The sequence below is a fragment of the Dolichospermum lemmermannii CS-548 genome, assembly GCF_028330815.1.
GTDB classification, from domain to species: Bacteria; Cyanobacteriota; Cyanobacteriia; order Cyanobacteriales; family Nostocaceae; genus Dolichospermum; species Dolichospermum lemmermannii.
Genome location: NZ_JAQMTJ010000145.1, coordinates 22,917 through 43,627, shown reverse-complemented (window position 1 = coordinate 43,627; position 20,711 = coordinate 22,917). Strand labels below are relative to the sequence as shown.

Sequence of the window (20,711 nt, the reverse complement as noted above, 5' to 3'; positions counted from 1 at the left end):
CTATGGTTTTCCGCTATTACTGGGAGGTTTAGCCCTAAAAGCTAATGAACTTAAACCCATCCCCTTCAGCCAAACTACCACACCATCAATCCTCGAACTCAGAAAGCAACAGGCAACTGTCACACAAACTAAAATCCGCAAGGACATCACCCGCTTCTGTTATGGGCAAAAATCCCATCTAGATTTAGCCCTGGCTTATCTAGGTTTAAGTCCCACAGACGAAGTCAGACCAGTCGTCACCGGTTTGCGAGAAACCGAAATCAACGGCGCTTATACCCTAATCCTAGAATTCGATTCACCACTGATCACCTTTGATACCTGGCAACAAAAGCATGAAAAAATGACCAAGTATTTTGGTCCAGGTGTAGAAGTCAACATTAAACAGCCCAGAGAGGACTACATTGAACTGTCTTTGATGAAAACTTTAATCTAAAACCTCTATCCCGCAAGGAACTCAAGTTCCTTGCTAATAGCGCAAGTCATCTAAAGATGACTAAACACTTAAAAAAGTTCCTAGTCCGTTTTAACGGACTTCAGCTATTAGACAGGGAATTTATTCCCTGGCGGGTGTCTGGCGGGTGTAAAAGCCAACTAGAATTAAATTTCTCGGAGATGTCTAATTGGGAAAGTGTCAAGATCCCCAAGATCCCCGACTTCTCAAAGAAGTCAGGGATCTGAAAATTAACAGGTAGCTAGACACAAATAGAAGACTGGACGCAAGAAGGACAAGTTTATTTGATAACTTCTCTTCTGGAAGGGCGTTTTGGTAGTTTGGATGCTGAGTTATCTGGTTTGGTGGAAAAGATTGCTAATATTCCGATTTCTGAACGCACTCAGTTACTTCTTTCTTTGGGTAATTTATCCCGTGAGGAGTTGTTACAAAGATTGAGTAACGAGGCAGTTTAGGATATATTGTTTAATGTGTTTTTTTATATAGTCCTCAGATTAGAAATCTGGGGCTATACAGACAAAGCCTACCTGCGTAGGCTATTTTTATGGATAATTTTCATCAGATTAATCTTTAAAATGTCTTGATTTAATTTCTGGATGTTCTGCTAAAAAGCGTTCTATTTCTAAGTATGACCATCGCTCTACTTCCCAACCCTCTTTATCTCTTAAAGCATCTAAGCTATCGTGTAAAGTTGCGCCAATTATCCCGCTAGTCATGATACAAAAACCTTTAGCTGCTTGTGCTTTTAGCATATCACTTATATCAGGAACTTGTGATTTACCAAGAGATCGCTTATCGCTTTTTAATTTACATTGAGCTATCCATTTAATAGGTTTTTTATTAATATCTACACCTTTAGAAAATACAATATCTCTACCACCATCACGAGAGCGAGACTTATCAATTTTCTGTATATCAGTTAATTTATGTTTTTCTCTTAAAATATCATAACAAAGTTCTTCAAATTGATCATCATTTAACTGATTCCAAGAACATGATATATCATCAAATGTTGTAAATTTTGCTCCATCTCTTTTAGTATTATTTAGGTTTGCTCCATGTATATTTGCATATCGTAAATCCGCATTACTTAAATCTGCTCCCTGGAGATTCGCTTTTATTAATGTAGCTTCTTGTAGGTTTACTCCAGTTAGATTTGCACCAGTTAAATTTGCACCCCGCAAATCAGCCGAATGTAAATTTGAATTGCTAAAATCAGTATGAGTTAAATTTAAATTAGCCAATTTTGCATTTTTTAGATAACTATTACTTAAATCAATGCATTCTAACTCATATTTGGAAAAATGATTTCGTGTCTCAGATAAGCTAATTTGATTTTTCTCTTGTTGATTTATTTGAGCAAATTTTTCTTGATTAAGAATTTTCCAAACAATAGCCCATTTATGATCTATTTCTTTTTTTATATCAATTATAGTTCCAGTCAGATTAGCACCACTCAAATTAGCATTCTCTAAATTAGCACCACTCAGATCAGCATTCTCTAAATTAGTGCCACTCAAATTAGCATCCTTTAAATTAGCATCACTCAAATCAGCTTGATTGAGAAAAGCTGGATTTAACTGAGCATCACTCAAATCAGCATTTCTAAGGTTAGCATTACTTAAATTAGCTTGATTAAGATTTGCCCCATCTAGATGGGCTTTACTTAAATTAGCATAGCTTAGGTTCACGCCTTCAAGCTCGGCACTACTTAAATAAGCATCGCTGAAGTTGAAATGACTAAAATTTTTATGACTAAGATTGACACTACTTAAGTCAGTATTATTCAAGTTAGCACCATTCAAGTTAGCACTATTCAAGTTAGTCGCATTACTCAAGTCAGCATCACTTAAGTTCGCATTACTCAAGTCAGCATTACTCAAGTTCGCATTACTCAAGTTCGCATTACTCAAGTTCGCATTACTCAAGTCAGCATTACTCAAGTTAGCATTACTCAAGTCAGCATTACTCAAGTCAGCATTACTCAAGTTAGCAGTTCTCAAATCAGCACCATCACTCAGGTCAGCACCACTAAGATTCAGATTACTAAGGTCTACACCACATAATTTTGTTTCAATTAATTTTGCATCAGTTAGATTGACATTACTGAAAATTGCAACTTCTAACTCTTCTGCATAACCATATTGTGAATTGTAAATACAATCATCTATATATTGTCTTATCCTTTTAGGTGGTATAGTTTGTTTCTAGTTACCTTGATATTCTAACAAATTTACAACGTTAAAAGAGGGTTGTTTACTACACTTATTTAATTAATAGCTAGTAAAGATTCAGTACCTTTACTGAAAATAACCTTTTCTAGTTTTGTCAAGGTTGCCTAAATCTACGGAAGTTTAAATTCCCATGTAGATAGCTGATTAAGTCCATGCCCATAAGTCAAATTATATTGCAATGGAGTAATACTGATATATTTTTTTTGAATGGCATGAACATCAAGGGGAATGTGGGTTGGTAAGTTTAATTCTATAGGTGGTTCTACATCTTCGATTACCTCTCCAGTTAACCAGTAGTAAGTTTTACCTCTAGGATCAGTTCGCTTGTCAAAAACATCCACGTAACGTCGTACTCCTTGTCTAGTGAAAGTAACTCCAGCTATTTCTTCCCAAGATAAGGGGGGGACGTTGACATTGAGTAACATCAATTCTGGCAGTGGTTGGGCGGCAATTTTAGCAACCAGGACTTCAGCAAATTTAGCTGCTGGTTGAAAATCTTTATGGGTATGACTGGTTAAACTAAAAGCAATACTAGGAATACCTTCAATAACTCCTTCCATTGCTGCGGAAACAGTCCCAGAGTAGAGGATTTCTGTCCCTAAATTTGCACCTTGGTTAATTCCAGATAGCACTAAGTCGGGTGGAGAATCCAATAAAGCCCATAGTGCCAATTTTACACAATCTGAAGGCGTACCATCACAAGCCCAAGCTTTAATATCAGGATGAAACACAGATTCCACTATTTCCGCGCGAATGGGTTGCAGTAAGGTTAATCCATGCCCTGTTGCGGATCTCTCTCGATCTGGACAAACTACTGTCACTTCATGACCCGCTGCTGCTAAGGTGTTGGCTAGGGTACGAATACCCAAAGCAGAAATTCCATCATCGTTGCTAATTAATAATTTCATTTGTCAGTTGTCAGTTGTTAGTTGTTAGTAGGGGCGAAGCATTTGGAAGATAAATTATCGGTCATTGCCAAAAATAGTTCTCCAAATGCTTCGCCCGTACAGTTGTCAGTTGTCAGTAGGAAAAATCCTCTCCCCTACATCCCCTACATCCCCTGCCTCTTGTCTGTTCCCTGCTTCCCTGTTCCCCGTTCCCTACTATAAACTAATGACTAATCACCAATGACTAATAACTAATGACTAGCAATTTAGAAGACCAACTTTTAGCATTACGACAAGAAGGAGAAACAGCGATCGCTGCTGCTGATAGCCTAGAACGCCTAGAAGAACTCAGAGTTAACTATTTGGGCAAAAAAGGGCAATTGGGGCTGCTGTTACGAAGTATGGGGCAAATGAGCGCGGAAGAACGTCCTCAGATTGGGGCGATCGCTAACACTGTCAAAGAAGCCATTCAAAACAGCCTTGACCAGCAACGCACAACCCTGGAATCTGCTCAAATTCTGGTACAACTAGAGGCGGAAACAATAGATGTCACCATGCCGGGTATTTACCGTCCCCAAGGTCGGATTCATCCCCTCAATGGCATTATTGACCAAACCCTAGATATCTTTGTTGGCATGGGTTACACCGTTGCCCAAGGATCAGAAATGGAAACAGATTACTACAATTTTGAAGCTCTTAACACCCCCCCAGATCATCCAGCCCGTGATATGCAGGATACCTTCTATTTACCAGATGGTAATTTATTGCGGACTCATACTTCCTCTGTGCAAATTCGCTACATGGAAAAGGAAGAACCACCTATTCGAGTTGTTGCCCCAGGTCGAGTATATCGCAGAGATGATGTAGATGCGACGCACTCAGCAGTTTTCCATCAAATTGAACTTTTAGCCATAGATGAAGGACTAACTTTTACAGACCTGAAAGGAACTGTGAAAATATTTTTACAATCAATATTTGGCGATTTACCAATTCGGTTTCGTGCCAGTTATTTTCCTTTCACCGAACCTTCAGCCGAAGTAGATTTACAGTGGAAAGGACGTTGGTTAGAAGTTATGGGTTGCGGTATGGTTGACCCCAATGTTTTAAAATCTGTGGGTTATGATCCAGAAGTTTATAGCGGCTTTGCTGCCGGTTTTGGTGTAGAACGGTTTGCAATGGTATTACATCAAATTGATGATATTCGTCGTTTGTATAATAGCGATTTGCGCTTTTTACAACAATTTTAATGCAGGGGTGGGGTTTCCCCGCCCTTAATAATCATGAACCAAAACTCAACCAACCAAAAATTTCTTTAACAGTTAATTCTAAATTGATATTTTCCAAAATTGGTAATTTATCATCACCTTCATATATTTCTATTTTTTGTCCAGGAAATACAGCCAATACACTTTCTTCTTCTGGATTTAATAACCAACCTAATTCAGTTCCATGGCGGGAACAATGCAATAATTTCGTTAATACTTTTTTCTGTGGTTGTTCAGGAGAAAGAATTTCTATTACCCAATCAGGATGAATTTCAAACCGGTTAGCAATTCTCCCAGATTCAGTTTTGGGGATTCTTTCCCACCGGAACACCGCAATATCAGGCACAATGGTACTACCACCAAAAGTACAACGTAGTTCTGGGAAAGCATAAGCAATCTTTGGCGTTTCCGCTACTTGATTAATATTGGTACAAAATTTAATCTGTAGACGACTGTGTTCACCTTGTGGCATAGGTTTTTGCAGGATTTCCCCGTTAATAAATTCTGATGCTGGTTTAGTTTCCGGTAACTTGAGAAAATTTTCTAGTGTAATCTGGCGTTCAGTGGCTATAGTCATAATTGGTAACTAGAAAGCATATTTATTATATTATAGGAATCATTAATTATATTTGAGAAATTTTAAGTAGCGTAGGGTTGGCATTGCCCACCAAAACCTGCCTACGGGGGGCAATAAAGTTTCCCATTATCCTTTCCTGGCTACAATTATGAACCAAAACTCAACCAACCAAAAATTTCTTTAACAGTTAATTCTAAATTGATATTTTCCAAAATTGGTAATTTATCATCACCTTCATATATTTCTATTTTTTGTCCAGAAAATACAGCTAATACACTTTCTTCCTCTGGATTTAATAACCAACCTAATTCAGTTCCGTGACGGGAACAATGCAATAATTTAGTTAATACTTTTTTCTGTGGTTGTTCAGGAGAAAGAATTTCTATTACCCAGTCAGGATGAATTTCAAACCGATTAGCAATTCTCCCAGATTCAGTTTTGGGGATTCTTTCCCACCGGAACACCGCAATATCAGGCACAATGGTACTACCACCAAAAGTACAACGTAGTTCTGGGAAGGCTATGGCAATTTTTTGACTTCTAGTGAGTCCATTGACAACTTCAATAAAAGTAGTCTGAATTAAGCTGTGTTCACCTTGTGGCATAGGTTTTTGTAGGATTTCCCCGTTAATAAATTCTGATGCTGGTTTAGTTTCCGGTAACTTGAGAAAATTTTCTAGTGTAATCGGGCGTTCAGTGGCTATAGTCATAATTGGTAACTAGAAAGCATATTTATATTATCAACGATAATGTCGAAAATTAGTTTTTGGGAAATATCTGTAAAATCAAGTACATTGGGTGTGTAATCACTGGCTATAAAAGCTTGAATAAATTACTTATCAGTATCGGAATGTTTTTTGGTTCTACCATTGGTAGCTATATTCCGCTTTTATGGGGTAGAAGTTTATTTTCGTTTACCTCAATCCTATTTAGTGTGATGGGGGGACTTTTGGGAATATGGCTGGGTTATCGGACTTCCAAATATTTAGGATTTATGTAATTTACTAGAATTATTCATCATTAATGAAGTAGGGGTTTAGCAATGCTAAACCCCTGATTTTTTCTATTTTATCAAAGCAGTTATGACAAAAATTTCTTATTTCAAAATCACATCATGTTGAGAAAGCAACTTTTCTACCTTGGCTTCTTCAATGCGGGAAGTTAATCGTTTGGTTTCATACATATCTCTGGTAGTTTTTGCCAAAGTAAAAGTAGAACCAACAGAAAAAGCTAAACCCATGCCCATAAATCCTTTTATCCAATTGTCTACAGGTAAATTGACAACACCAAAGGTAGTCATAGAAATAGATAAAATAAAAGCTGCCCATGTTTGAAAAACCCAAGCAGGACTATCTTTTTGTTGATTAAATGTTTGCATATTTCTCACCTTTTAATTACTTACTAACAACACAATTGTATGTATTAGTAAAAAATGCGGTGAGAGTAACTTACCAGTTCCGTAACTGTACTTAATTAAAATCACGAAAAGGGCAGTAAATAAAGCAGTTATTCATAAAAAATTTGTACCAGTTTTATAAGTGGCACAAACTTGTAGAGACAATCGCAGTTTTGATCTAACTCCGCTGCCAAATTTTAATGGTTTTATCCAAACTTCCACTAACTAACATTTCTCCAGAAGCAGTAAAGGATAAAGCTGTAACTGTGTTAGCATGACCTGTAAATGTCCCTAATAATTCCCCAGATTGTAAATGCCACAATTTGATAGTTTTATCAGCACTACCACTGGCAATAATTTGTTCGTCAGGACTTAAAGCAACTGTATTCACACTATCTCGATGTCCTTTAAGAGTGTGAACTAATTCCCCAGTGGCTAAATTCCAAACTCGAATAGTTTGATCTTGACTACCACTAACTAAAAATTTAGCATCAGCACTTATGGCTAGGGAACTAACAATATGAGAATGACCCATCAGGGTGTATATTGGTTGTATATCTGGCAATTTTTTCTGATTGAGTGTTGAGGATGTTTCCCAAACTTTGATTTTGCGATAACTACCTGTAATTAAAATTTTCCCATCTTGACTTAATACCATTGAATGGGCTGCGGTATCATCTAAAGATAGAGTATTTTCAACTTGGCGATCGCGCAAATTCCAAAATAAAATCTGGCGATCATGGCCACCAGTCGCTAACATCTTACCATCAGGAGTAAACGCCACACAACGGACATCTCCATGATGTTTATGGAGAATATCAATTAGATCCAACGCCCCAGTATGCCAAATTTTAACGGTGGAATCTGCACCTACACTCACTAATGTTTGTCCGTCGGTGCTAAAAGCCAGAGAATTAACTTCATTAACATGATCAGAAATCACCCAAGGATATTCTGATAATGTCTCGATTAATTGACCTTTGGCTAAGTCCCATAATTTTGTTTCTCCCCTGCTACCACTAGCTAACATCGGGATTGTTTTCACATTTTTAGATCCAGCATCTTCAACTACTAAGGTTTTGATAGCATAGGCTAAACAGTTAATACCTCTGGTATGTCCAATCAATGTTTGCCAGCATTCCCAATCACCAATAATCTTCTTTTTAGGATGATCTGATGGTAAGGTTTGAATGGTTTCTACCATCATTTTCTCATCAGTTATTGGCACATCATCTGGCTTACCACCCAGAGATTGTAAATACCAATTTAATCCTCCCGCATATAATAGACTACTGGGAGTTAGATAAGTTTTGGCGTTGGAAAAATCTAGTTGATTTGTGGGCAAAAAACCAGTAATTACAGTTTGTTTGTGGTATCCTAATTTGTTATTTCCAGGATAAAACAAACACAAGAAAATTAATACTTGGTGGTTACTGATATCTTCTTGACTAATAGACCAACGAATTTTATCTTTTTTAATACCGTTAAAACTTTCTCCATCTGCTACGTGAATTTGAATACTCACTTTTGGGTTATTAGCTAACAAATAAGTAAACTTACTTTCACTACGTAAATTTCCCTCATCATCCAAAACCATATTGTCTAAAGTGTCTTGTGGCACTTTTCTCACCAATTTTCCTAAGCGTTCTGTAATCATCCAATCAACAATTTGTTCACGGACAAGATAATCTTCTGCTTGACGTTGAAAATAAGTAGGAAAGGGAATGATCCAATCAGGATATTCAGGATATTCTGGTGGTATTGGTGGCGGATTTTTGGCGAGAATTTCAGCTTGCTGACGGGAACATTCGAGAATTTTTGTGAATGAATCCCCCGCAAATGCCATTACCTCACTGTGATAACCTTTAACTCGACTTTCTAAAAGAGAAAGATCCGCCGTTTTCGGTTTTTTCACCCGGTTTAAGAAGTCAGTTTGTTGCGCTTTTAGTAAACTAATCCAATTCATCTGCATGATAGTGGCACACCATTGCATACCCAAGATAACTTATACTAATGGAATAATTACTCAATTTATAACTTCAGCCAAAATTCAGTAATCATCACAGTCTAATAGAATACAAAAACTAGCTGAATTTAATGGTAAACATCAACCCCTACGGTGATTAAGCACTGCTTAATTTTATATAGTAGGTTATAGAGATTTCGATGATTTCCATAAATTCTAACTAACCTAACTAACAATTTACTGTTTCTAGAGAAACACTTCTGAGTAGAAAAATAGTAAGCATTCAGTCGTCAGTCGTCAGCTAATACAGCTTTCCGTAAAACACGGGTAATTAAAACTTCCTCTTCTTGACTATTCCTGCTTTTAGCTGACTCCTGAATACTACTGAAAGATTTTTTACACCCTGTCCGATTTTCAAACATCCTCTTATTGAGATTTTCAGGATAACTTTATTAAAACAATAAATAATATGATCTAGGGCTTAACTATCATAAAAATAGTTGTTTTGATTTATGAGAAGCATCAATATGTGTCATCTACAAAACTTTAAGTTTATCTGGAATCAAGACTATCATAAAAATAGTTGTTCTAATTTATGGGAAGCATCAATATTTGTTATCTAGAAAACTTTAATTTTGTCTTGAATCAATTTTAAAATTATGAATCATAAAAAAACACTCATCTCATTAGAAAAAATAATTCCTAATCAATTGCTAAATCAGATACAATATATTCATTGTAGTCTAGTTTCCTGGTGGATTTTGCATTGGGGAAGTCAGCCTTTAAATTTTTCTGAAAAATCAGCAATGGTTTTTTCTCCGCATCAAGATGATGAAACCTTTGGTTGTGGAGGGATGATTGCCCGCAAAAGAGAACAAGGAATACAAGTAGGGATAACTTTTTTAACTGATGGTAGAGGTTCTCATGGTTTAGATCCACTTATGCAAAATCAAGTTATCCAGATTCGTCAACAAGAATCTTTGATAGCTTTAGATATTTTGGGTGTGAACACTTCAGAGATTCATTTTTTAAATTATCAAGATGGCAGTTTGGCTTCTTTGAATATAGAGAAAAGGCAACAGATAATTACTGAGATTTCAGAATTACTAAATTTGTATCAACCTGGAGAGGTTTATGTACCTCACCGCAAAGATTGTCATCAAGATCATGAAGCCACCTATAATTTAGTGAAAGAGGCAATTATTCAATCTAAAATCACTACAGAAATACTTCAGTATCCTATTTGGGTATTTTGGCGATCGCCATTATTTATTCTGTTGAAGTTACAAGATATTGCAACGGCTTATCGCTTATCAGTAACATCAGTAAAAGAGAAAAAACAAAAAGCTATTGCTGCCTATCCTTCCCAGCTTGAGATGTTACCTCGGGGATTTATTAACAGATTTTTATATTCGGAAGAAATATTTTTTAAATCCGAGTGAAGTTGTGAGTGATAAGCATCTGAAGATTTACTATCAATAATTACAGTGGAGAAAATTTAAATGCGGATTCTACATATTACTAATCATGTCCAAAAAATCGGTAATGGAATTGTTAATGTTGCTGTAGATTTAGCTTGTTTACAAGCAAAAAGTGGTCTGGATATTGCTGTAGCTTCTGCTGGCGGAGAATATGAAAAATTATTAGCAGATTATGGTGTTGAACATTTTTATCTCAATCAGTGCCGGACACCATTAAATCTCATTAAGGCTGCTGGGCATTATCGCCAAATTATTAAAGAGTTTCAACCGGATATTGTTCATGTACACATGATGACAGGGGCAATTTTAGCAGGGATTCTTCGCAAGAATCGAGAATATCATTTAGTTTCTACTGTCCATAATGAATTTCAACATAGTGCTATCCTCATGGGGTTAGCTGATCAGGTAATTGCAGTTAGTAAAGCAGTAGCTAATTCAATGATTAAACGGGGTATTCCACCTCAAAAATTGCGCGTGGTTAGTAATGGGACTTTAGGAAGTCCTCGACATAAAAAACTGGCAGATTATCAACCAGTAGAAATGCCACATCCATCTATAACTACTGTGGCGGGGATGTATACCCGCAAAGGTATTTATGAGTTAATTGAGGCATTTAAAATAGTTGCGATAAACTTTCCGCAAGCACATTTATATTTGGTAGGAGATGGTCCAGACAGACCGATTTTCGAGTCTATGGTGCAAAATACAGATGTTAGTAATCGCATTCATTTTGAAGGATTTCAGGCAGAACCGCAACGCTATATGTTAGCAACAGATATTTTTGTTTTGGCTTCACATTGTGAATCTTTTGGCTTAGTGCTAACGGAAGCGCGGGAAGCTGGTTGTGCGATTATAGCCAGTGATGTAGATGGCATTCCTGAGACTTTAGATTATAGTCAGGCCGGGATTTTAGTGCCACCCAAGGATATTCCAGCCTTAGCTAATACTTTGACACAATTATTGAGCGATCGCCAACTTTTAGATCAGTGGAAATTCCGCGCCCAACAAAATTTAGAAAGATTTAGCGCCGCACGAGTCAATGAAGAAACACTAAATATATATCGTGAATTAATGAGAAAGGATAATATCATCAGAGTGATGGAAACTAGAGAATTAGCTAATCTTAATTAACTCTTTTTCGCTAATGTGCATCGCAATTCCTTTCTCGTAATAGGCAGCTTCATTAATAAAGATCGGATAAACAGTAGAATTTCCTTGATAGAAAATTTCTTCTCCTGTGAAAGTCATAAAAATAGGATCACCAGGATGCAAAGGTTCATAATCTTTAAATTGAAGTTGGGGGTGAATCATCGCCTGAATTTCCCCTACTTCATTTCTCGGATAATCAATCACACCAATTGATTTATAGACTGTTAGTGTATTATTTTTGGGTAAATCTTTTCCTTGATTATAGTCTTCAAAATAATCTAAAACACTATAAATAAGTTGTTCAGTCTGTTGAAATAATTCCGCATTTAAAATCCCTTGGGGTACAGCACCAACTTCAATTGCAAAACCCAAATCACACAAAGAACGTAGAAAACCACTACCTTGAGGTTGTTCATGAATATAAACCTTCACCAAAGGATTAACTGCACTCAAATCCGCAGCTAATTTGAGCAGGAAAGGATGCCAATTTCCCAGAATAATACATAATCCCATATTGGCAGTAGTCGTATGTACATCAATAATTGTATCTACAGATTCTTGATTTTCTGGTTGTAATATTTGTTGAATTTCTCGCGCCCTTAATTCCTCGTAACTTGAGATTTTAGAATTTGATAATTTATCTTGATTAAAGCAACGATTCAGATCCGTATCAATATATCTTGTCCGTGCAGCAATAGCTTTAGGATTACCAAGTAATGATAAAGTTTCAAAACTACCTCGATGAATTAAATGGGGATATTGCTGAAACTTTTTCACCAAGTAAACTCCCGTTAACTCATTACCGTGATTTCCCCCAACAATCGCCACCCGATGAATTTGATTCATAAATACCTCATTTATAAGCAACTTAGCTATGAAAGTGAACACATTCTATCAGTCCATAGCCTTTTGTGCTGAGATGCTGCATAAATAATTTTCTCACAGTCCAGATGCCAATAGCAAGAGGAAGGGAGTATAATTAATGATGATAAATTCTTAGATATTCTTTAAAAATAGGGGAAAGAGTATATAGTTTTTGATCATTTTCTAATTTAGTTAATAAAAATCTTCTTGTTAATGATTGTAACCCGTTAATTATATCCATTGATGACAATGATAAAAGTTGTTTTATCTCATCTCTAGATATAGGTTGATCATTTTGACTAATTTTCAATAATATCTCTTTTTCAACTTCAGATAATCTCATCCATATTAAATCAAATAGAGTTTTAAAATCTTCTGTTAAAATTAAACTATTTTCTTTGATAAATTCGGCAACTTCACCCTGAAAGACATCTTTAATTAAGATGCTGATATACTGTAAATATTTAGGATGACTTTCATATAAATTAATTAAGTTTAACCAAGTTTCCTCATTTTTTAATCCTTGATTTTTTAATATCTCTGTAGCTGCATGATCTAATCCTGATAATTCTAAACAATGAATTGGATAAAGTTCACTATCTAATGATATCATTTCTTGGCATTTTTCTTGACTAATTAGAATTAAACAACTTTCATGTTCAATTTCTGTAATCATTTGTAAGAAAGTTTTATAATCTTGATATTCAGGTTTATATTGTCCTGCAAATTGACAATTAACAAAGATATTTTCTAAATCATCTAAAATAATTAAGCATTTTTTATTTTTAAAGATATTAAATAATTGTTTTAATTTATCATCTATGTTTGGTTTAGCTTCCTGTTGACAAACATTCAATAAATCATCAATTAATAAATTTAGAGATTTAGGAAATTTTAAACTTCTCCAGATAATAACTTCAAATTGTTGGAGATTTAGATCAACAAATCTTTTCACAAGGGTAGTTTTACCAATTCCAGATAATCCTAAGACTGAGATTAAATGAGTACTTTGATTTAATAACCCATGAGATAAAAAGTTTAATTCTTGTTCTCGTCCATAGAAACGAGTGATTTTAGGAGATAGCGTTAAATCATGGTAAGCTAACTTAGCTTTTTCTGTATTATTATTTTCTTGATAATTTGATTTTTCATAATTAGAATAACAACTAATATGATTATTATTTCCAAAACTAACAATTCTAGAACAATTTTTAACTCTTTCCAGAGTCCAACAAAAATTAGATTTATTAATATCTTGACCTAGAATTTCAGATAAAAGTTTAAATAAATTCCTACTTTCATCACCGATATAACCCTCATCATAATCATAAATATTGGCAATTTGTCTATAAGTTTTACCCTGAAATAGTTCCTCAATAATCTTTTTTTGCAGATCATCTAAATGTTTATCAGTCTTAGTAAATACTAAATTATCCACAAATTGTAAAATTTCTGTAACAGTCATAAAACTTAGATGAGTTAATCTTTGTAGCCATTATAACTCAATCTGTTTCCAGATTATCAGGGTTTTTCAGGTATTTTCTTAAAATTTCTTAATAAAACATCAGAGAATATCTCATATTTTCTGGTATGACAAAAAAGTAATTAGGTATAAGAATGATTAATCAGGGTTAATTTAAGCAAAATAATTGCACGAAAACAATGGTTAATCAACTTTATTATGGGGACAATTTAGAAGTTTTAAGACGTTATATAAAAGATGAGTCTGTTGACTTATGTTATATTGATCCTCCTTTTAATTCTAAACGCAACTACAATCAAATTTATAATAATATTGGTGCAGAAGATAAAGCACAAGCTCAAGCATTTATTGATACTTGGGAATGGGATGATCACGCTATTCGGGGAATAGATGAAATTATTACTAATTATCATGGTTTATTTACTCAACAATGTATTGCTTTAATTACAGGTTTAAGTAATGTCTTAGGAAAGGGAAGTTTACTCGCTTATTTGGTGAGTATGACTTTAAGAATAACAGAAATTCATCGAGTTTTGAAACCTACAGGAAGTTTTTATTTACATTGTGATCCTACGTCTAGTCACTATTTAAAGTTAATATTAGATGCTGTTTTTTGTTCTCAGGGTGGAGATTTTAGAAATGAGATTATTTGGAAACGAACTACAACACATAATGATGGTAAACAAGGTGCAAGACAATTTGGAAGAGTCCACGATGTGATTTTATTTTATGTAAAAAATGTTAAAAAATCAATATTTAATACAGTTTATGAAAACTATTCAGATTCTTATATTGACTCTTCATATAATAAAATTGATGCTGATGGTCGAAGGTTTAAAACTTCTGATTTATCAGCCGCTAAACCAGGTGGAAATACCTCTTACTCTTGGAAAGGAACTTTACCTCCTGCTGGTAGATATTGGGCATTTTCTTATGAAAATATGGAGAAATTTGAGGCTGAAGGGAGAATTTATTACTCAAAAACTGGTAAGCCTTATTTAAAACAGTATCTTAATGAAATGCCTGGTATTAGTCCTGATGATATTTGGACTGAATTTCCGGGAATAACTATTAAATCTGAAAGATTAGGATATCCAACACAAAAACCAGAAGCATTACTAGAAAGAATAATTAAAGCCAGTTCTAATGAAAAGGATATAGTATTAGATGCTTACTGTGGATGTGGTACAACTGTTGCAGTTTGCCAAAAATTAGACCGACAATGGATAGGAATTGATATTACTTATCAAAGCATAAGTTTAATTTTAAAAAGATTAGAAGACAGCTTTAGTAAAGGGGTTTTAGATATGATCAAACTTCATGGTATTCCTAAAGATATAGAAAGTGCAAAAGCATTAGCAAATAAAGCAGATGATCGTACTCGTAAAGAATTTGAAAAATGGGCAATATTAACTTATACTAACAATAGAGCCATAATTAACACTAAAAAAGGTGCAGATAAAGGTGTAGATGGAACTGTTTTATTTTATGGTGATAAAGGTGAATCAGAAAAGGTGATTTTTCAAGTTAAATCTGGTAAAGTCAAATCAGGAGATATCCGAGATTTACTAGGAACAATGACGCTAGAAAATGCCAGTATAGCTATATTTATAACCTTAGAAAATCCTACAAAAGATATGTTAAAAACCGCTAAATCTGCTGGCTTTTATCAAAACAAACTCATGACTCATAGTTGTGATAAAATACAAATCATCACTGTTCAAGATATTATTGAAAATAAACAGAAGTTCATGATGACTTTAGCTTTTGAAGTTCTTAAAAGTGCAGAAAAACACAAAGAAATCAGAGTTAATCAGATAGAGATGGACTTAGATATCTAATAATTTAAAAAAATGCTATAATTTTCACAAGCTATATTAAACTTATTCACTATGTCTTCTATAGAAGTCACACAAGCAATTAACCAAATATCAGAATTATTCCATCTAGCGTTAAACGGAGAAGAGATTATTATTACCGAAAATCACCAACCATTGTTAAAACTAACTGCACTCAAATCTAAATCTCAACGTCCTCCTTTATTTGGTACAGATAAAGATATTATTTCTATTGCTGATAATTTTGATGCCCCATTAGAAGAATTTGCAGATTAATCATGTAAGTTAGCATTTTTTATTGTTTATTTAACCATCCTTCTAAATTAGGTATCTTACTAAAATAATTAATTCCCGAATTAGCTAATATCTGTTGAATATTAGTATTACCAAATTCCTTAGTATTCTCACTAAAAAAAGCTTTGTTAATTGATAAATTATTTTCAGCATGAGCTAAAATAACCTGTAAAATAAAATCATCTCTTTTTTGATTTTTCCCAGGTAGCAAAGGATTAGTTAAAGTAGCTTCTAACATTTTAATGCTTGGTTCAATCAATTCACCATGATTTTTTAAATATTCGAGAATATTCAAAAAACGTTTTTTAAAATCAGTTAATATGTCATCATAATCAATTAAAGAACTTTCTAAATAATTAACAAAAGATTGAGAGTTATTTAATTCTTTATTTCGTTTAGCTTCATTCATTTCTATTTGAATAGTTTGAGAAAAAGATTGACTACGTTTTTCTTCTCTTTCTATTGCTACTAATGTTTCCATTAAACAAATACTAGGAATGACAAATTGTAAATTATTTGAAGAATCATAGACAAAATCTTCTAATTCTTTGTTTCTTCCTTTGGCAATTGCCATAATTGAATTAGTTTCTAAATAAATAATCATAATAATTCTAACTCCTCTGTCGTACCATCAAACAAAAGAGTAAATAAGCCAATTTCCTTCATTTCCTCAATGTAAGGGGGGGTTTCACTTTTCCAATGATAAGCTAAATCTCTTAACCATGATTGAGTTAAAGTTATTAAAGTAGATTGATAGATGATTCCTTCGATGCTTTTTGGATTATAATGTTCTAAAACCTTTTTCGTGTCCAATCTTGCTACTTCTACAAAAGTTGGACTCTTAAAGATTCTCATGACATTAGAATTAACAAACATTAAAAAAGGAATATGCTGGTATTGTTCCATTTTTAAGATATTAAGATCCGGGGAAGAATACATAGCGGAAAATCTCACATCTATCATCAAAATATATTTATCATCTTTATCTTTAGCAGCAATTGCTGGTTGAAAATCAATTATAGTTGGAGGTTGTATTTTTAACATGGTATTTAACCTCTTGCTTAATAGTTTAACTACTTTTCATACAGGAAATATTTGCACTCAATTCTATCACAATTTATCAATAAAATGTGATCATAATAATTATAACTCCTCTGTGGTGTTATCGCACAAAGGAGCAAATCAGCCAATTTCTTTTATTTCCCCACCTTCAGGAGGGGTTTTAATTCAACTCTGTGGTCTGCTGTAGTATTTATGTCCTGCCATAGCCATTGCCAAAAATCCCCACATAATCATCCCGGCAATACTCAACATCCCGCTATAGATAATTAACTGAGCGCAAGAACTGATACCAATAGCGCGGGCAGCACTGAGAAAACTATCAAAGCGACCTTCTGTATAATTACTAACCGTAACTAGCAGCAATACCAACCCACCAATATAGGGTATAGCACCAATCCAACCCAAGGTAAAAAACATATCTAAAATGCCGCTATCAATAACAATTACTTCTATTTGTCCAGTTTTTTCATTTACTTTCCAGATATTTCCAAAGCCGTTACCGACAACATTAGAAAGAGCTAAATTCAGGTTTCTGTCATAAGTTGCGGATCTATCTCTAAAACTACCATCTTGTTCGAGATTAGAAAAACTTTCAAATCGAGTGGTAATAACTTTAGAAAGCGGTTCAATAGTTACCAAGGGAATAACACAGATTGTCATCACTAAAATTATAGTAATTAATCGCATTTGAATCTGGGGTTTTACTGAACCAAAAATCATAATAATTCCTAATAACCAGCCGCCCCAACTTGTTCGCACCTGGGAAAGTAAAAATGATAAATAACCCACAGCAGAAGCTGGGAAAATTAATGGACCAGTGCTGGTAAATAATAATAGTAACCCAGCTTGCATGACAGTCCCAAATGGACCTGGTGAGTGTAATGTACTCCAAACGCGCATTCCAAAGGGAATTGGGTGTCCAGCGCTGGTAAACATTTTAGATTCGATTAGCCAATATCTGTCCCATTCAGGAGCGACAACAAATTGATAGACACCGTAAGCTCCCAGGATGAGTACACACCAAATAAATGTTCTTTGCAGATGTTGACGATAACTGGGATAATCTCGCCAATTAGAAAATAGGTGAAAAGCAAAAATTATGGGACTTAACCAATCTAAAAAACTCCGAACTACAGGGAGTGGTTGATTGTAAATTAAACCTATTAAACATCCATAAGAAACTCCTATAGCAGCTAAAAGAAATGGCAGTCCCCCTTGACGAAGACTGCTAGGTAGATGTTTTAAAAAGGTGAATATAGTCAGGAATACGACTAAATAAGGTGCAATTAACATTTGTCGGGTGGGGTCCCAGCCAACTTTATAGTCAACTAAACGAGTGATTAAGGGGGTGAGAAACCATATCCACCAGGTGAAGCCGATATAGTGAATGGGATGCCGCAAGTATAAAAACGCCGCTACTAGAAAAGCAGTGGCGGGAAAAACGAGGCGTAAACTACCTGTACTGGTAAAGTAGCAAGCTGTGATTAGGAGGATAAAAGCAAGAATGATCATCCAACTTTGGGCAGATCGATCTTGGGGAGAAAATTGTTCTTTTAAAACTGTATTGAAAAGTATTGGTTTGGAAATCATTCTCTATGTTTGCCTATTTTGTATTAGGAAGGAGTATTTAAAGAGGTATTGAACGCAGATGAACGCAGATGAACGCGGATAAAGATTCTTAACTCCTGACTCCTACAAGATGGTGATTTCCTATCTTTCTATATTTTTGATATCCTAACCATCTTCCTTGTAAGGATGCTCGCAATTTTTTACTGGCAATTTCTTTTTGTTGGGGAAATAATCTTAACCATTGACATATTCCTAAACTTTCTCTTGTACCAACTAAAATTGACCAGGATAAAAATACAATTTGACGCAGGGGTGAAAGATGTTCTAATAAAATTAAGGTTTCGTTGTGGACTAGGTTAATTAATGCGGTGTCGTTAAAGTTGTGGCGTTGATCTTCATCAAATCTTTGGGCGGGATAGTGATCTACTGCAATGCTGGGATCATAAATCATTTTCCATCCAGCGCGTTTGAGGGTGAGGGCAAAGGACATTTCAAAATGTACCTGTGCGCCCGTTCCTTGCATTCTGTCATCAAATCGCAATTTGCCAATCGCCTGGGTACGAAAGCTCATATTCACACCTTTGATAACATCAACTTCACGGGGTGCGCCTACTCCTAAGTGATGGTTGCCAATGACGCGCCCCCACCATTGCAATTTACCAACTATGGGACGAGAACCATTTTCTAATTTGTCTCCTTGATACACCCAATCACGACCACCTACGCCACCAATGGTATAATTAACGCTGAAGTGAGTATTAATTTTTGCTAACCAATCCGGGTGGGGAGCGGCATCATCATCGGTGATGGAAAGAATGTCTCCCTGTACTTGTGCTAGTCCGGCGTTGAGGGCGGCGACGACTCCCGGCTGGGTGACGGTGACTATCTGTAAGGGGAGGAGGTGGGGCGGAAATTGGTGGAGGAATTGCTGGGTTTCTGTGTCTGTATCTCTGACAACAACGATCGCCTGATCAACTGATTTAGTTTGCTGTTGCAGTGCTTTCAGACACCGGGCTAGGTCTTGAGGACGGCGATAGGTGGGGATGAGAACGGTGTTTCTCATGGGTGATTAACTCCTCAAATATATTTAGATAGGTTTGTGCCATTGTTGACCAGCTATGTTGCTCGGCAATAGTCCGGGCAACTTTACCCATTTGTTGACGCAGTGAGCGATCGCTATTTAACAACCTAAGCGCATCGGCTAAAGCATTAACATCATCACAATCGTCTAAAACGATGCCACAGTCGGGATTAACTAAATCAGCCGCACCAGTAGTAGTGGCGGTAATCACGGGCAAACCTGAAGCCATCGCTTCAATCACTACAAGTCCAAAGGGTTCATAACGGGACGGAAACACAAATAAATCTGATGCCCGTTGAATTTGGGGCATATCATGGCGATAACCTAAAAAATGCACTCGTTCACTAATATTTAATGCTTTTGCCATTGCCGGATAAGGGCTATCTTGAGTACCACCGACAACTGCTAAATGTAATTTAGGAACTTTTACCAAAGCATGAAGTACAGTATCTAAGTTCTTCCGGGAAATCCGAATATCACCTGCAAATAAGGCCAAATTGACATTTTCAGGTAATCCTAATGCCGTCCGAGAACTGACACCAGGAGCAAATTCTTGTAAGTCTACACCATTAACAACAACCCGAATTTGTGAACGAGGTACACCAATATTTACTAATTCTTGGGCAACTTTTTTTGAGACAGCAATAATAATTTTAGATTGGCAAAAAGCTTGTTTTTCCCAATAAGCATTAGCCGCAGTAAATAACCATTGATATAACCCGTACAAATCTTTACGGTTATGGGAAATATGCACAGGCGATTTCAACCATGAACCATGCACAAAATGTACAGCATTGACATCAGTTGCCCCCATAGTAATCGCGCCATTGACTTTAATTAAATCCAAATTAGCTCGATTTTTACGCAACCAATCGGCACTTTTTTTAGCAAAGATGAAATTGCGAATAAATTCCGTAGGATACCTTGCTACTGGAATATAAATACAATTAACAGCATTATTTTCAGATAACTCTGGGGCAATTTCACTAGCTAATAATGTCAGATCATGACCACGACGAATGGCTTCTTGAACCACTTCATAATTAACTCTACCTTGACCATCACCTTTTCTGATTTTGTGAGTAACAATACAAATTTTCACTCATAACCTCTT

General features: G+C 35.3%; 22 protein-coding genes and 1 pseudogene. 8 read left to right on the top strand and 15 right to left on the bottom strand.

Translation table 11 applies throughout. From position 1 onward, the window contains the following. Positions 1–433: DUF2854 domain-containing protein (locus PN450_RS09490; RefSeq protein ID WP_271836121.1), on the top strand; the 433-nt coding region annotated here is incomplete at its 5' end. A gap of 302 nt (positions 434–735) precedes the next feature. Then, a complete protein-coding gene (locus tag PN450_RS09485) occupies positions 736–906 on the top strand; it encodes a hypothetical protein (RefSeq protein WP_271836120.1) in 171 nt (56 codons plus the stop codon). Positions 907–1,014: 108 nt separating this feature from the next. Here PN450_RS09485 and PN450_RS09480 read toward each other — a convergent pair whose 3' ends face one another. The 3 genes and pseudogenes from PN450_RS09480 to surE form a co-directional block, all read right to left on the bottom strand. Beyond that, positions 1,015–2,454, bottom strand: a complete 1,440-nt coding sequence (locus PN450_RS09480) for a pentapeptide repeat-containing protein (protein ID WP_271836119.1) — start codon at positions 2,452–2,454, stop codon at positions 1,015–1,017. A gap of 24 nt (positions 2,455–2,478) precedes the next feature. Further along, positions 2,479–2,565 (bottom strand): annotated as a pseudogene (locus PN450_RS24060) (pentapeptide repeat-containing protein); the annotation flags it as partial. Positions 2,566–2,795: 230 nt separating this feature from the next. Further along, the gene (gene surE / locus PN450_RS09475) at positions 2,796–3,593 is read right to left on the bottom strand and encodes a 5'/3'-nucleotidase SurE (protein WP_015078030.1); all 798 of its coding nucleotides are present in this window, start codon (positions 3,591–3,593) and stop codon (positions 2,796–2,798) included. A gap of 21 nt (positions 3,594–3,614) precedes the next feature. On the opposite strand from surE, the gene PN450_RS09470 reads away from it, so the two are divergent. Next, a complete protein-coding gene (locus PN450_RS09470) occupies positions 3,615–3,794 on the top strand; it encodes a hypothetical protein (RefSeq protein WP_271836118.1) in 180 nt (59 codons plus the stop codon). 32 nt (positions 3,795–3,826) lie between these two features. Next, on the top strand, positions 3,827–4,819 hold the full coding sequence (pheS, locus tag PN450_RS09465; RefSeq protein ID WP_015078029.1) for a phenylalanine--tRNA ligase subunit alpha: 993 nt from the start codon (positions 3,827–3,829) through the stop codon (positions 4,817–4,819). A 31-nt stretch (positions 4,820–4,850) separates the two neighbouring features. Here the strand turns inward: pheS and PN450_RS09460 are convergent, their stop codons facing one another. The 5 genes from PN450_RS09460 to PN450_RS09440 form a co-directional block, all read right to left on the bottom strand. Next, positions 4,851–5,414 (bottom strand): Uma2 family endonuclease, encoded by a 564-nt coding sequence (locus PN450_RS09460; RefSeq protein ID WP_015078028.1) that lies wholly within the window; start codon positions 5,412–5,414, stop codon positions 4,851–4,853. Between the two features lie 146 nt (positions 5,415–5,560). Continuing rightward, positions 5,561–6,124 carry a Uma2 family endonuclease gene (locus tag PN450_RS09455; protein WP_213718175.1) on the bottom strand — a complete coding sequence of 188 codons (564 nt, stop codon included), beginning with the start codon at positions 6,122–6,124 and terminating at the stop codon, positions 5,561–5,563. 386 nt (positions 6,125–6,510) lie between these two features. Next, the gene (locus PN450_RS09450; protein WP_148759734.1) at positions 6,511–6,792 is read right to left on the bottom strand and encodes a YiaA/YiaB family inner membrane protein; all 282 of its coding nucleotides are present in this window, start codon (positions 6,790–6,792) and stop codon (positions 6,511–6,513) included. A gap of 196 nt (positions 6,793–6,988) precedes the next feature. Further along, complete coding sequence (locus PN450_RS09445) at positions 6,989–8,782, bottom strand: WD40 repeat domain-containing protein (protein ID WP_271836122.1); 1,794 nt, start codon at positions 8,780–8,782, stop codon at positions 6,989–6,991. Positions 8,783–9,066: 284 nt separating this feature from the next. Continuing rightward, a complete protein-coding gene (locus PN450_RS09440; RefSeq protein WP_256370329.1) occupies positions 9,067–9,198 on the bottom strand; it encodes a hypothetical protein in 132 nt (43 codons plus the stop codon). 237 nt (positions 9,199–9,435) lie between these two features. On the opposite strand from PN450_RS09440, the gene PN450_RS09435 reads away from it, so the two are divergent. Together PN450_RS09435 and PN450_RS09430 are read left to right on the top strand one after the other, a co-directional pair. Then, positions 9,436–10,218 (top strand): PIG-L deacetylase family protein, encoded by a 783-nt coding sequence (locus PN450_RS09435; protein ID WP_271836117.1) that lies wholly within the window; start codon positions 9,436–9,438, stop codon positions 10,216–10,218. 60 nt (positions 10,219–10,278) lie between these two features. After that, positions 10,279–11,388 (top strand): glycosyltransferase family 4 protein, encoded by a 1,110-nt coding sequence (locus PN450_RS09430; protein WP_271836116.1) that lies wholly within the window; start codon positions 10,279–10,281, stop codon positions 11,386–11,388. On the opposite strand, the gene PN450_RS09425 is transcribed toward PN450_RS09430, so the two are convergent. Then, a complete protein-coding gene (locus PN450_RS09425) occupies positions 11,371–12,252 on the bottom strand; it encodes an aspartoacylase (RefSeq protein WP_271836115.1) in 882 nt (293 codons plus the stop codon). The genes PN450_RS09430 and PN450_RS09425 overlap by 18 nt on opposite strands. A gap of 133 nt (positions 12,253–12,385) precedes the next feature. Next, positions 12,386–13,735 (bottom strand): NB-ARC domain-containing protein, encoded by a 1,350-nt coding sequence (locus PN450_RS09420; protein WP_271836114.1) that lies wholly within the window; start codon positions 13,733–13,735, stop codon positions 12,386–12,388. A gap of 197 nt (positions 13,736–13,932) precedes the next feature. On the opposite strand from PN450_RS09420, the gene PN450_RS09415 reads away from it, so the two are divergent. Together PN450_RS09415 and PN450_RS09410 are read left to right on the top strand one after the other, a co-directional pair. After that, the gene (locus PN450_RS09415; protein WP_271836113.1) at positions 13,933–15,594 is read left to right on the top strand and encodes a DNA methyltransferase; all 1,662 of its coding nucleotides are present in this window, start codon (positions 13,933–13,935) and stop codon (positions 15,592–15,594) included. Between the two features lie 51 nt (positions 15,595–15,645). Next, positions 15,646–15,867 carry a type II toxin-antitoxin system Phd/YefM family antitoxin gene (locus PN450_RS09410; protein WP_015078021.1) on the top strand — a complete coding sequence of 74 codons (222 nt, stop codon included), beginning with the start codon at positions 15,646–15,648 and terminating at the stop codon, positions 15,865–15,867. A 19-nt stretch (positions 15,868–15,886) separates the two neighbouring features. Here the strand turns inward: PN450_RS09410 and PN450_RS09405 are convergent, their stop codons facing one another. The 5 genes from PN450_RS09405 to PN450_RS09385 form a co-directional block, all read right to left on the bottom strand. Then, positions 15,887–16,489 carry a PIN domain-containing protein gene (locus tag PN450_RS09405; protein WP_271836112.1) on the bottom strand — a complete coding sequence of 201 codons (603 nt, stop codon included), beginning with the start codon at positions 16,487–16,489 and terminating at the stop codon, positions 15,887–15,889. Beyond that, a complete protein-coding gene (locus tag PN450_RS09400; RefSeq protein ID WP_148759718.1) occupies positions 16,486–16,929 on the bottom strand; it encodes a hypothetical protein in 444 nt (147 codons plus the stop codon). Before PN450_RS09400 ends, PN450_RS09405 begins: the two co-directional genes overlap by 4 nt. Positions 16,930–17,112: 183 nt before the next feature. Further along, positions 17,113–18,537 carry an O-antigen ligase family protein gene (locus tag PN450_RS09395; RefSeq protein ID WP_148759716.1) on the bottom strand — a complete coding sequence of 475 codons (1,425 nt, stop codon included), beginning with the start codon at positions 18,535–18,537 and terminating at the stop codon, positions 17,113–17,115. An 88-nt stretch (positions 18,538–18,625) separates the two neighbouring features. Further along, positions 18,626–19,579, bottom strand: a complete 954-nt coding sequence (locus PN450_RS09390) for a glycosyltransferase family 2 protein (RefSeq protein WP_148759714.1) — start codon at positions 19,577–19,579, stop codon at positions 18,626–18,628. Next, positions 19,497–20,699, bottom strand: a complete 1,203-nt coding sequence (locus tag PN450_RS09385; RefSeq protein ID WP_148759712.1) for a glycosyltransferase family 4 protein — start codon at positions 20,697–20,699, stop codon at positions 19,497–19,499. The genes PN450_RS09390 and PN450_RS09385 overlap by 83 nt, the downstream gene beginning before the upstream one ends. Positions 20,700–20,711 lie beyond the last annotated feature (12 nt).